Source organism: Streptomyces sp. NPDC091412 (assembly GCF_044756885.1).
GTDB lineage: Bacteria > Actinomycetota > Actinomycetes > Streptomycetales > Streptomycetaceae > Streptomyces.
Map to the genome: position 1 here is coordinate 14,653 of NZ_JBIVTV010000022.1, position 11,687 is coordinate 26,339.

14 protein-coding genes and 4 pseudogenes are annotated in these 11,687 nt (G+C 68.3%); 14 read left to right on the forward strand and 4 right to left on the reverse strand.

Features of this window, described 5'->3' with window-relative positions:
- Positions 1-114: 114 nt before the first annotated feature.
- From phoU to ACIQMV_RS33535, 5 genes and pseudogenes are all read left to right on the forward strand, one after another.
- Positions 115-699 (forward strand): annotated as a pseudogene (phoU, locus tag ACIQMV_RS33515) (phosphate signaling complex protein PhoU); the annotation flags it as partial.
- A gap of 604 nt (positions 700-1,303) precedes the next feature.
- Positions 1,304-1,522 (forward strand): hypothetical protein, encoded by a 219-nt coding sequence (locus ACIQMV_RS33520; RefSeq protein WP_402597065.1) that lies wholly within the window; start codon positions 1,304-1,306, stop codon positions 1,520-1,522.
- A gap of 41 nt (positions 1,523-1,563) precedes the next feature.
- Positions 1,564-2,013, forward strand: a complete 450-nt coding sequence (locus tag ACIQMV_RS33525; protein ID WP_402596973.1) for a hypothetical protein — start codon at positions 1,564-1,566, stop codon at positions 2,011-2,013.
- A gap of 37 nt (positions 2,014-2,050) precedes the next feature.
- Positions 2,051-2,287 carry a hypothetical protein gene (locus ACIQMV_RS33530; RefSeq protein WP_402596974.1) on the forward strand — a complete coding sequence of 79 codons (237 nt, stop codon included), beginning with the start codon at positions 2,051-2,053 and terminating at the stop codon, positions 2,285-2,287.
- 145 nt (positions 2,288-2,432) lie between these two features.
- Positions 2,433-2,714, forward strand: coding sequence for a hypothetical protein (locus tag ACIQMV_RS33535; protein ID WP_402596975.1), 282 nt, complete (start codon positions 2,433-2,435; stop codon positions 2,712-2,714).
- A 170-nt stretch (positions 2,715-2,884) separates the two neighbouring features.
- Here the strand turns inward: ACIQMV_RS33535 and ACIQMV_RS33540 are convergent, their stop codons facing one another.
- A complete protein-coding gene (locus ACIQMV_RS33540; RefSeq protein WP_402596976.1) occupies positions 2,885-3,085 on the reverse strand; it encodes a hypothetical protein in 201 nt (66 codons plus the stop codon).
- Positions 3,078-3,425, reverse strand: a complete 348-nt coding sequence (locus tag ACIQMV_RS33545) for a hypothetical protein (RefSeq protein ID WP_402596977.1) — start codon at positions 3,423-3,425, stop codon at positions 3,078-3,080. Before ACIQMV_RS33545 ends, ACIQMV_RS33540 begins: the two co-directional genes overlap by 8 nt.
- A 62-nt stretch (positions 3,426-3,487) precedes the next feature.
- Between ACIQMV_RS33545 and ACIQMV_RS33550 the strand changes: the two genes are divergently transcribed.
- The 5 genes and pseudogenes from ACIQMV_RS33550 to ACIQMV_RS33570 form a co-directional block, all read left to right on the forward strand.
- The gene (locus ACIQMV_RS33550) at positions 3,488-3,826 is read left to right on the forward strand and encodes a DUF6233 domain-containing protein (RefSeq protein ID WP_402596978.1); all 339 of its coding nucleotides are present in this window, start codon (positions 3,488-3,490) and stop codon (positions 3,824-3,826) included.
- 128 nt (positions 3,827-3,954) lie between these two features.
- On the forward strand, positions 3,955-4,164 hold the full coding sequence (locus ACIQMV_RS33555) for a DUF6207 family protein (protein ID WP_402596979.1): 210 nt from the start codon (positions 3,955-3,957) through the stop codon (positions 4,162-4,164).
- 86 nt (positions 4,165-4,250) lie between these two features.
- Positions 4,251-5,150 (forward strand): Ku protein, encoded by a 900-nt coding sequence (locus ACIQMV_RS33560; RefSeq protein ID WP_402596980.1) that lies wholly within the window; start codon positions 4,251-4,253, stop codon positions 5,148-5,150.
- Positions 5,151-5,747: 597 nt separating this feature from the next.
- Positions 5,748-6,317, forward strand: coding sequence for a GNAT family N-acetyltransferase (locus ACIQMV_RS33565; protein WP_402596981.1), 570 nt, complete (start codon positions 5,748-5,750; stop codon positions 6,315-6,317).
- 76 nt (positions 6,318-6,393) lie between these two features.
- Positions 6,394-6,828 (forward strand): annotated as a pseudogene (locus ACIQMV_RS33570) (transposase); the annotation flags it as partial.
- Positions 6,829-7,930: 1,102 nt separating this feature from the next.
- Here the strand turns inward: ACIQMV_RS33570 and ACIQMV_RS33575 are convergent.
- Positions 7,931-8,464 carry a hypothetical protein gene (locus ACIQMV_RS33575; RefSeq protein WP_402596982.1) on the reverse strand — a complete coding sequence of 178 codons (534 nt, stop codon included), beginning with the start codon at positions 8,462-8,464 and terminating at the stop codon, positions 7,931-7,933.
- 618 nt (positions 8,465-9,082) lie between these two features.
- On the opposite strand from ACIQMV_RS33575, the pseudogene ACIQMV_RS33580 reads away from it, so the two are divergent.
- The 3 genes and pseudogenes from ACIQMV_RS33580 to ACIQMV_RS33590 form a co-directional block, all read left to right on the forward strand.
- A pseudogene (locus ACIQMV_RS33580) lies at positions 9,083-9,433 on the forward strand (phosphate signaling complex PhoU family protein); the annotation flags it as partial.
- Positions 9,434-9,449: 16 nt separating this feature from the next.
- Positions 9,450-9,569 (forward strand): annotated as a pseudogene (locus ACIQMV_RS33585) (IS3 family transposase); the annotation flags it as partial.
- Positions 9,570-9,905: 336 nt separating this feature from the next.
- Positions 9,906-10,118 (forward strand): hypothetical protein, encoded by a 213-nt coding sequence (locus ACIQMV_RS33590; protein WP_402596983.1) that lies wholly within the window; start codon positions 9,906-9,908, stop codon positions 10,116-10,118.
- Between the two features lie 415 nt (positions 10,119-10,533).
- On the opposite strand, the gene ACIQMV_RS33595 is transcribed toward ACIQMV_RS33590, so the two are convergent.
- Positions 10,534-10,845, reverse strand: a complete 312-nt coding sequence (locus ACIQMV_RS33595; RefSeq protein ID WP_402596984.1) for a hypothetical protein — start codon at positions 10,843-10,845, stop codon at positions 10,534-10,536.
- 549 nt (positions 10,846-11,394) lie between these two features.
- On the opposite strand from ACIQMV_RS33595, the gene ACIQMV_RS33600 reads away from it, so the two are divergent.
- Positions 11,395-11,532 (forward strand): hypothetical protein, encoded by a 138-nt coding sequence (locus ACIQMV_RS33600; RefSeq protein ID WP_402596985.1) that lies wholly within the window; start codon positions 11,395-11,397, stop codon positions 11,530-11,532.
- The last annotated feature ends 155 nt before the right edge of the window (positions 11,533-11,687 follow it).

Sequence of the window (11,687 nt, forward strand, 5' to 3'; positions counted from 1 at the left end):
CCCCGCGGCGCGGGGCGTGGCGCCCGCCAATCAATTTTTCCGTTTGTTCTTTTTCGTTTCGGTCCGGCTGTGTGGTGTTGTCCCGGGGGGGGGGGGGGGCCCCCCGCCCCCCCCACCACCGCACTCCTCGATGCCGATCTACAGCTTGCCGAGAACGTGATCTCAAGCGATGAGAAGGTCGACGATCTGCAGCGCGACCTGGAGGACCGGGCACTCAGGCTGCTGGCACGGCAGCAGCCGGTCGCCACGGACCTGCGGATCGTGGTCACCTCACTGCGCATGAGCGCCGACCTGGAACGGTCGGGAGATCTCGCTCGACACGTGGCCAAACTGGCCCGGCTGCGCTACCCCGAACGTGCGATTCCGCGCGACCTTCGCCACACGATCCTGGAGATGGGCCAACTCGCGCAGCGCCTGATGGCCCAGGCCGCCGAGGTACTCATCACCCACGACGTCAACGCGGCACTCCAACTGGAGAAGGACGACGACCGCATGGACGAGCTGCACCGCGCTATCTACCACCACCTCATGGACGACCGGTGGCACCACGGCGTCGAGACGGCCGTGGACGCCACGCTCATCGGCCGCTACTACGAACGCTTCGCCGACCACGCCGTGGCGGTGGCCCAACGCGTGGTCTACCTCGTCACCGGCGAGTATGCGGACGACCTGCTCACCGACCCACCCGCGACCACCTGACCCTGCCCTACGGTCAACCGCGACGCTCACGGTGGCCAACCAAGACGCCCAGTCCACACTTGCCGGCCATGTCCACGGCCGGACCGTCGGCCAGCTCGAGCGCCGTTGTTACACTTGTCCACCACGTAAAGCCTGCCGCCCGTATCTGGCAGGCAGAGGAATCGTTAAGCAGGCCATCGCGTGCATAAAGATCCGCCCCCCGCGGATACGCGAAACACGGTGAGAGTGGCAACCCAGTGGCTGACCAGCACGGGCACCGTGCCATGGACGCTCCGCCCAGGCCAAACCGCCCAGGAGCAAGGCATCACCCTGCCCAAGGCCCGCAACCCACGGGCGGCCGACCCCGCTCTGGCCCGCTGACACCTTCCGGCTCAGAGCCGAGAGCGCCGGCGGCCCTTGTCGGAGCCGCCCTCACCAGACGGGCCCCGGCCGCTCCCCGTGTCCCGTCGCCGTGCGGCAGCTCAGACATCGTGACCACGAGTGCTGCTCGGACGGTCATCAGCGACGCAAACTGAGCTACGAAGAACAGCACGGACGTTGGTTCAGAGAAGCCTGCGTCCGCTGCCCGATGCTCTGGCCCGACCCCGCCCAACGCGGCCGCTTGGTGGAGATCCGAGACAACCTTCACGCCCGCGTCGCGGAAGCCGAGCGCGAGGGCTGGCTCGGCGAGGTCGAAGGGCTGCGAGTCAGCCTCGCCGGCGACGAAGACAAGCTCACCCAGCTCAACCGGCGTCGCGACCATCGGACCGCCGTCGACCTCGGCATCCCCACCCCGAAGCCGGCCTCCACAGACCCACGGCCCGGCCATGACTGTCCGCCATAATCAGGAGGAACAGGGAAGGAGCGAGCTGCGACAATCAGCATATGTCCAGCCAGGAGATCCGCTTCGACTGCCGACGCCATGCTGATCGTGGCGTGCTCGAAGTCGTCCCGTGCATCGACGGAACACCACTCACCGACTTGATCGACCAGTTCGAGACGGACGCTGGGATGCAACCAGCCGGAAACGCCTATGGGGGCCTTATCCCGCGGTTCTTCCGGTTCGGCCCGATGGAAGACCATTTCCACGGACGATCCTCTGGAGCAATGGGGCCGAAGACGCCGCTGCTCGGCTGCGAATGCGGTGAGTGGGGATGCTGGCCGCTGATGGCCGACATCACCGTGACTCCTGACCACGTGACCTGGGACTCCTTCGAACAGCCCCACCGCAAGACACGCGATTACTCCGGGTTCGGTCCGTTCCATTTCGACCGCCACCAATACGAGGACGCCGTGAAGGCCCTGAGCGCAGCAGTCAGCTCCGACGAGACGTGAGTACAACCCATCGGCTCAACACGGGAAGGAAGCAGTCGTGTTTGACCACGTGATCGGACTACGTCCCGAGGAAGCCGCACGCTGGGCCGCGCTTGTCGAGGAGTCCCGGCCAGTCCTTGAGAGCGATGGAATGGAGGCTGTCCAGGCCCTCCTGGCCGAGCGCGGCATGAGCGTCATCCAGTCGATCGCAATCACCCGGGCACTACTGGGCAATGCGGAGACACCGCTCCGAGTCGCCATCGACATCGTGGCCACGAGTAAGGCTCGGCAGTAAGTTCAGCGACCAGCCCGAACTGGATCGTCCCGGACCACACGGCCTTCATGCATCCGGAGTCATTCGCCAGTAGATGGTGCGCATCCCGGCCGCGGGCCGCCCCCACAGCAGCGGGGGGATCGGACCGCCTGCTTAGGATCCGCAAGTGGCGCACGCCTTCGAAGAACTCGTGGAGATGCAGCGCGCAGCTGACGCAGCGCAGGCGCAGGTCGTGCAGCTACGCGATCGGTACGGGCCGCCCGCCCGCGAGCCGTGGAGCGAGCAGCAGACCGCGACGTACGAGACCGCGTGGCGCGCCTGGCGCGACCTTGCCCGTGACGTCCAGGCCGCGGTTACCGAGTACGCGAAGGATGAAGGCCAGGCACGGAACGAGGTCGAGGCCAGTGTGAAGAAAGCCGCGCGGCACGCGACGGAGGAGGGCTCCTAGCGGCGGCGTGTCGACAGCCGGTACTCGCCGCCTGCCCCTTGCTCCTGCGTGCGCGCGGGCGGGAGCAAGGCAGGCGGCCGCGCGTTGCGGTGGCGGCAGAGGATCTGCCGCAGCGCACGGCCGCGGGCGGGGTACGGGCGGTGAGCCATGGCGCCCAGCGTGGCAGGCGGTCAGCCCTCGCCCGGCCACGACGTCAACACGCTGCCCTGCTGCTCATCGGTGAGGGTGATGCGGGCGCCGGGCATACTGCCGTACTCCCCCACCCATGACGAGAACTTGCGGCGAGCGGTCGTCTCGCTCCCCCACCAGCCATGCATCACCAGACGGCCGGCCGCCGTCACGGTCAGATAGAAACGCTGAGAGTCACCCACGGCAGCCGCCCTCGTCGTCGATCACAACGGTCGGCTGCACCCCGGCCTCGGCTGCGGCAGCACGCAGGTCAGCGACGATCTCGGCCACCGTGCCCGACACCCGAGACGGCTGCAGGTCAACGGTGGCAAGGAGACAGGCCCGGCAGCGGTCCAACCACCGGCGGCCGTAACCGGGCACCTCGATGATCCCCGCCGCACGCGCCGACCGACCACAGCCCACACACGGGACCGGATTCCGGCCGACACGGGCCGCTGCCTCCCGGTGGACCTGCCGGGGCGGGGCCGGAGCCAGGCCTGAAGGGTCCACGGCAAGGCGGTGCAGCACATCGTCGATCGCCATGCGCGCTCCTCTCCGGCCCCCCTTGGATTGCAGTCTTCCACCCCGATCATAGAATCGAACATGTGAACGATCTGCCGCCTGACCTGCCCCGTCTCCGCATCCTGGAGACGTGGCTCGTCCTCACCCTCGACCGGGTACGGCAGCAGATCGCCACAGCCGAACGCCGCGAGCAGGAGCGCCAGCGCGGCGAGCAGGCCCGGCCGGCCACACCCGACTGGATCCTCGAAGGCGGCCTGAACCGCGACTCACCGCCCGTCGCCGTCCACGTCGGCGGCTGCCCTATGGCGGGCAAACGCTGGACAGGCGGACCCCGGGACGTCGCCCTGCGGGCACTGAGCGAAGGCATCGAGGCCTGCGGGCACTGCCGGCCCGACGCTGAGCTCGGCTACCTGGATGGCTAGGCGCTGCGACGGGCAGAACCACGCCAGGTGCTCCGCCGCGGCGGTAGAGAGGGCCGGGGCCTTTACTCGGTCAGGTGAAGCGGCCGGGATCGGAGAACCTCTTGGGGTGTCGGCGCGTAGTGCCGTGCATGGAGCCGATCAACGAAACACATGTGGTGGAGCCGGGGCCGGCCGTGGTGGAGATCGCGGCATGCGACGACCAGACGGCCTTCGCCGTCCAGGAGCTGCTCGCCATGCGGTGGGCGACCGCGGCGGCGGACCGTACGACCCGGGATCCGGGGCAGCCCGGAGTGCGGCTGCGCTGCTACCTGGACGCGCGCCAAACGCTCGACTCATAGCGCGCGCCGAGGGCACCCGCCGGCCTGTCCTCGTGCCGGGCCGGGCGGCGTCCTAGGCTGATACTGCTCGGGGCTGGAGGTGTGTCATGCCCGCGAGCGTGTGGAATGGTGCCATCTCGTTCGGGCTGGTCAGCGTCCCCATCGCCGTCCTGGGCGCAACCGAGGATCACAGCGTCCGCTTCCGCCGGATCCACACCGGCGACAACGGCCTGGTGCGCAACCGCTACTGGTGCGAGATCGAGGACCGTGAAATCTCCTACGGGGAGATCGGCCAGGGCTACGAGATGGCCGACGGCCGCGTCATCCCGCTGACCGGCGAAGAACTGCGGCAGCTGCCGCTGCCCACGGCGCGCGCGATCGAGCTGGTGGGCTTCCTCCCGGCCACCGACGTCGACCCCGTTCGGATCGGCCCCGGCTACTACCTCCAGCCCCAGGGCAGCGTCGCCGCGAAGCCGTACGTGCTGCTGCGCCAGGCCCTGCAGCGCGCCTCAAAAGTGGCGGTCGCCCGCTACGCATGGCACGGCCGCGAACGACTCGGTGTGCTCCGGGTCCGCGGCGACGTGATCGCATTGCACGGTCTGCTCTGGCCGGACGAAATCCTCGACCCCGCCGCCGTAGTCCCGCCTCCGGTCCAGTTGGACGAAGACGAGGTCGACGAAGCCGTGGCACTGATCGAGGCTATGACCCGGGACGACCTCACCGGCCCCGAGTTCACCGACCGCTACACCGAGGCGCTGCACGCGGTGATCGAGGCCAAGCAGGAAGACCGCCAGTTGCCGCAGGTCCCGGAGCCGACGGCCCGGCCGGGTCAGCTGGTGGACCTGATGGCCGCGCTGCAGCAGTCCGTCGACAAGGCCCGGGCGGCGCGCGGCGAGACGGATGTGCCCGAGGCGCCGGCCAAGCCCGCGAAGAAGGCGCCCTCACGGAGAGCTTCCTCAAGGACCGCCGGGCGCGCGGGCGGTCGGCGAGGTACGTCAGCGCCCTGACCTGCCGTGGCCGGGCTCATGGTCGGTACTACGGTCAGGGCGTGTCGCCGGAGTGGTAGAAACGGCACGCAACGCCGGGACCGGGCGTGCGCGCTTCGCCGGGGCGCGGGTCGTACAGGGCGCGGCCGCCGGGAAACTGCCCGAGCTCGGTGGACAGGGCCACATGCAAATGCTGCGCGGCACCCAGCCACACACGCCTCACACACCCCAACAAGCTGTAGGCGGGCGACGGCCGGATTCATGACGTTGGAAATCCGGCCATCACCCGCCAGTTTCAGAGGCGCCGGTCACTCCGTCTGCAGGAGCCCGATCGCTGCGACCCTGTCGGTCTGCTGGATGAGCGGTGCGGCGACGTCCGGCTGCGCTTGGACTGCCCGCTGTGTCGCTGACCTTGTTCACCTTCTTCACTGCCTCGTGGAGCGGTGCCGGGGTAGCTGGAGGGCTAGGAGCGTGGGTCAGTTAACAACTCCTGGAATGCCGCGCCTCGTGGTGAAGTGCGGCTGCCGAGCGCTGCTCTTGAAAAGGCGTGGCTGCCGGGCAGTCGTGATGCGAAAATCAGTCCGCAACTTGATCCACATCCGCGTCCCGGAGGTCCGCATGGACGTCGCCTCGCTGCTGCCGTTGACCACGGCCCGGTTGTCGCTGCGTCTGTTCACTCCCGGCGACGCCGACGACCTGTACGCCTACCAGAGCCTGCCGAGCGTGGCGCGCTACTTGTACCGGCCGGCGCACACGCGTGAGCGCAGCGAGCAGGTTGCCGCCGAGCGCGCGGCGCAGACGGCCTGGCGCGCCGACGGGGACAAGCTGGCGCTCGCTGTCTGCCGACGCGATGAGCCTGGCGTCCTTGGCGAGGTGAGCCTCGCCCTGGCCGATGTTCGCGCCGCCCAGGCCGAGATGGGCTGGACTCTCGACCCAGGTCACCAGGGGCACGGCTACGCGACCGAGGCGGCCGCGGCGCTGGCCGGGTTTGCCTTCGACACGCTGGGCGTGCACCGGCTCTACGCACGGCTGGATGTGGAGAACACCGGGTCTGTGCGGGTCTGTGAGCGCCTCGGGATGCGCCGGGAGGCGCACCTGGTCGAGAACGACCTCGACGGGGATCGCTGGGGCAGCGAGTACATCTACGCGGCGCTGTCCGCGGATCTTGGCAATCGATCAGGCGATTGAGCCCGACGCCGCCTCCTGTTCGTGATCTTCCATATGGGAGAACCCTGGTATGTCTGGTGGGGATGGCCTGTTCGAGGTGGATCCGGCGGCGGTGGTGAAGCCGGAGATCGCGCCGACGGTGGCGGTGAAGAAGACCTTCCGGGCGTTCGTCCCCGATCAGATGCTGATGCTGACGCCGTCGCTGGATGAGTGGCTGCCCGAGGGGCATCTGGCCCGATTCGTGGCCGAACTGGTCGACGAGGCGCTCGCCCTGGGCCCGATCCTGACGTCCTACACCGAGAAGCGCGGGTTCCCGCCGTATGCCCCGCGGTTGATGGTCCGGCTGCTGATCTACGGGTACACCACCGGAGTGCGCTCGTCGCGGGCGATCGAGCGCAAGTGCACCGATGATGTGGCCTTCCGCTATCTGGCCGCGGGGGCGGGGCCGGACTACCGGTCGATATCCCGGTTCAGGGCCCGGCACCTGGACGCCCTGGCCGGGATCTTCACCCAGTCGGCCGCTGTCTCCCGCTCTTTCAGACACATCGCATCGAGTTGCTCGTATGGCAGACGGATGCGTCCTTCGGCGATGCCCTCGTAGAGCAGTCACGGCCGGCCCGCACCGCGCCGCTACGGCGGCCCAGCACCGCCTGCCCGGGGCTGGTGATGTGGGTCTTCTTCCCGGCGCCAGCTCTGTCGGAGCTAACAGCGGCGGTAGCGGTAGGCCCACCGGTTCTTCCACCAGCCGAGCCAGTGCTCGGACTCCTGAGGGAAGACCAACTGCAGCGCTGTTACCCCCACGCTCAACCCCAGACTGAGCACGATGGCCCACCGCGGACCGGCCGTGGGGCCGTCTACCGTAGACGTATGGGCGCGATCGTCGTCGTGTACGAGCTCGACAAGCCGGTGGGCACACGCACCTCCCCGGGCGGGGCGCCTGGTGAGGCACGGACCGTCCGCCGGGTGCATGCGGCGCCCACCGCCCCGGGGACGCCCACCGCGACTGGACCGCGGACTCTCTGCGGCAAGGACACCTTCGCTATGGAGACGGCCTGCCAGCAGCCATCCGAGCACCCTGGGGCGCCTTGGTACCCCGCAGAGTACGCGTCCGTGGTCTGCCCCGACTGCGATGCCGTGATGACCACCTGACGGTCGTGACCGACTGCCCCGCCCTCGATGCGTCGCCGAAGGGACCGCTGCGGCTTGCAGCGGCACCCGCTCGCGGACGGCTACTCCTGGGGGATGGCATGGCATTGCATTGCACATGGACATACATGGCTGGCTGGCAATTTTGCCGAACACCAAGACCAGGCGGGCGAAGGTCACCGCGGACAAGCTCCAGACGCTCGCAGGCCTCGGCCTGGAGTGGGCGGCGGCGTGAGGTCACAGTCGCGGCGTCGTTGAACGCGGCGAGGCCTACAGCCGGGCCCTGGGGATGTCATGGCAGTTTCCCGGGGCCCGTGACGTGTCCGGGGCAGATCAGGTCAGGTCGGTGGTGCCGACGGCGGCGGGACTGGTTGCGCGCCCACCTTTTGAGGTCCCCGAGCGGTAGAGCACTTCGGCGCCGCACTTGCCCGCCCAGGCCGCGAGCCCCAGTGCCGATCCACCAGCCGCACACGGCAGGCATGGTGCGGTCAGCCTCGTACTGCTTCGTACAAGCCGCGGCCCGCGCGCCGGGCCCGGGAGGCCTTCACCAATCGCTCCAGGGTGCCGCGTACTGCTTCTATCTGTCCCACAGTCTCCGGGCGTCCGAGCGCCTGGTTGATCTCGCCGGCCTTCATCGCCCTCTTTGCCTTCGACAGGATCTCCACGATCCCGTCCGTCAGCCCTTTCGCCCGCATCGCCGGGGCAGCCTTCTTCTTACCGGCCTTACTGGCAGCCTTCGCCCGGGGCGCGGCCTTCCTCGCCGTGCGGGACGCCGGGCGTTGGGCGGTGGTTCCGGTCTTCCTCCGACCTGCGGTCCTGGGTGCGGCGGTCGTGGCCGCCGCCGTCGCGGTGGACAGGGTCTTGAGGCTCTCCACCGCGGTACGGACGGCTTCCAGACGCTGTGCCACGGCTGCCAGTTCCTGCTCCAACTCCTGCTTGCGCGATTCCAGACCGGGAAGCTCGCCCTGCAGCTGCTCGATGGTGGAGTGGATGCCGTCGGGGGCATCGATCGTGGTTGCCATGGTTATCGTCCCTTTCCGATGCGCACACAGCCGGTGCATGGTCATACCGGCCACCGCGTGGCGAAGTCGGCGTTATGTTACGTACTATGGCAATGCCGCCTTTATTCCAATAGTCCCTCGCATGGGCTGCTGCCGACCGCGTCCCCTTACCGTCGCGCGTCCTGCGTCTTCCCAGGGCGCATGGACGGCTGCGCAGCGGCAGGGCTGGAACCGGCTGTTACCCGCCCAGCAGTGGCTACTGGACAGCGCACTCGGACTGCAACCCGCAGGCGAGGACGAACAGCTGGAGCCAGTCCCGGATGTAGACGCCCTGGCGCAGCGGCTGCCCACCACCCCCGCAGCCGCTGAGCGTCGTGTCCGATACCGGTCAGCGGCCCAGGCGGCAGGTGTTCCAGCCCCGTTTTTCTGGCCAGGTCCTGACGGGCTGCTTCACCCCTCCTGGTGTGACTGAGCGCCTCGGTTGGCCATTGAGTGCTTCAGTTGGCCGCCCTGGTGCTCAGCGTCGCCCCGCTTGGTACTCGCGGATGGCCAAGTTGGCCGGCTGGCCCGTGCATGAGGTGTGCAAGTCTGGCAGTCGGCGGAGGCTGGGGAACGAGCGGCGGCGCGGGGAGGCACGCGATGCGAGAGCACTACCACGACGAACTGGAATCGATCACCGACGGCCTCGTGGAGATGGCGAACCTGGTCGGTTCGGCCATCGGCCGAGCCACCACCGCTCTCCTCGATGCCGATCTACAGCTTGCCGAGAACGTGATCTCAGGCGATGAGGAGGTCGACGATCTGCAGCGCGACCTGGAGGACCGGGCGATCACGGTGCTAGCGCGGCAGCAGCCGGTCGCCACGGACCTGCGGATCGTGGTCACCTCACTGCGGATGAGCGCCGACCTGGAACGGTCGGGAGATCTCGCTCGACACGTAGCCAAGCTGGCCCGGCTGCGCTACCCCGAACGTGCGATTCCGCGCGACCTTCGCCACCTGGCCGAACAGGTCCACTGCCCGCACGGCGATCTTCGAGTGGATCGAGGGCTGGTACAACTTGCACCGGCTGCACAGCAGCCTCGGCTACCGCAGCCCCGCCGACTACGAAGCCGCCCTGGCGGCCTGACCACCACACCGATGGTGTCCTCAAAGCGAAACAAGCTCAACCTGACCCTGCCCTACGGTCAACCGCGACGCTCACAGTAGCCAACCAAAACGCTCAGTGCGTAGAGCTGGCCGCCCGTATCTGGCGAGCAGAGGAATCGTTAAGCAGGCCATCGCGTGCATACAGATCCGCCTCGCGGATACGCGAACACGGTGAGGACCCGAACCAACTCCCTCCCGGTTCGGGCCCTCACCCATGTCAGCCACACCCGCCTAATTGGGACTGCCGAGTCATAAAAACTCGGTTCATTCCGGCGCCTGTCAGGCCGCAGAGACGACGCGTTACGGAGGAATACGCATGCTGCCCATCGGATCACTGGACAACCTGCTGAGCGCCATTGGTGAGCAAGCCACCCGCAGCCTGCGCGCCATCGCTCCGCACGGTTGGGTGGGCCATGCCCAGCGCAATGCCGCGCAGGCCTCCGCAGCGGCCCGCACGCAGCGACTCGAGCGCGATGCAGTGGCCACCTGGCTGGCCGAGCATGACCTTTCCGGAGGGCCACGCCCCTGACGCCGTAACCAGGCTTGCGGCACCATCCGGCTCTCAGGTGAAGCCGGCCCGCGACGGTCAGCACCACTGCTGCGGCAACCGTTACTGCTGAGCACGTGACCATCACGTGAGCATGTGACCGGCTGCATCTGGGGCGGCATCGCAATCAGGTGGGTTCATACCCGTCAGCGCGCGATCAAGACGCACGGTGACCGGGCCGCCTCGGTCATCACACTCTCGGCCCATGCGCATCGGCCATTCGCGGTCTGCGAAGTCCTGGGGTTGTCAGCAGGTGACCGCTCCCGGGTGCGGGGGCGATGGTGGACAAGAATCGCGGCCGGAGGAAGATGCCATGGCTGGAGCATTCTCTTCCGGCCGCGCGGCGCAGCACTACCGCCGATATCCGTCATCGCGGTTGTACCAGGGGCGGCCAGCCTTACTCAGGCTCGGCCGTCGAGGCCTCCCCTTCCTCGGCTGCCGGCTGTTCACCTTCGGCCGGTGCTGCTTCAGATGCCGCATTCTCGTCGGCCGTGGGGGTCTCTGCTTCCGTCGCCTCTTCGGTCTCCGCCGCTCCGGTTGCCGGCTGCTCGCCTTCGGCCGGCGTTGCCTCGGATGCCGCAGTCTCGTCGGCCGTGGGGGCGGCCTCTGCTTCTGTCGCCTCTTCGGTCTCCGCCGCTCCGGTTGCCGGCTGCTCGCCTTCGGCCGGGGTCGCCTCGGGTTCCTCAGGTGCCCGCTCAGTGTCGGTCATGTGTTCGCCTCTTTCCCGCAGCGCACGTTGGAGTCCTGGTGGCAGTTCCCCAGGGAGTCACCAGGGTTGAGGGCATACGCATATATGTGCTTTATAACTTCTGTCCTAGTTCCGCGGGGGTGAGGATGTCAACGGATCTCCCGCTCTTCTGCCGAGAGTTTGCTCAGTCCCGATGAGAGGACGAAAGCTCTGCTTAAGGCGGGCGAGCAGGTAGCGGGTTCAGTCCATCGTGGGTGCCTTCAAGAGTGCACGGGCCGCCGCCTTGCCGCCGCACCTCGATGTAGGCGACCACGGCGACGGTCTGCAGGGCGGTGACGCAGTTGCCGCCGGGCTGCTCCTTGAGCGCCCCAGCGATGTCGTCGCCGTCGATCGGGCGACTGTTGTACCACTTTCCGACGCTGGTAAGGGGGCGCACTCGGGTGGCTGGCTCGCCAGGCGATCTTTGGCAAGCTTTCGCAGGATGGGTTTAGGTTGCCCGGCCGGAGCGGCGGATGGTGGGCGCTTTTCGTCGTGCGCGGCGCCATGCCGCCCGGAGCTCAGGAGCAGAACATGGCAGGGAAGACGGATGTGCTGATACCGGCACTGAAAGATGCCCGTGACGCCCATGCCGCGGTCGTCGACCGGTTTTGGACGGGTGTGGCCCTCACCCCGCCGGGCACCGAGCGGCAACGGCTGGAAAGTCACTAGGACATCGCCGAACGGCTCAACGACCAGGAGAGTGCCGAGCTGCTTGCCGTGCTGGGGCGGCAGGACGAGGTGCTGCTGGAGACCAGCGAGGAGAACCTCGCCCGACGGGCCAGGGCCGTGGCTGCGGCGGCGACCGAAGGCCCCCGCCTGGCGCG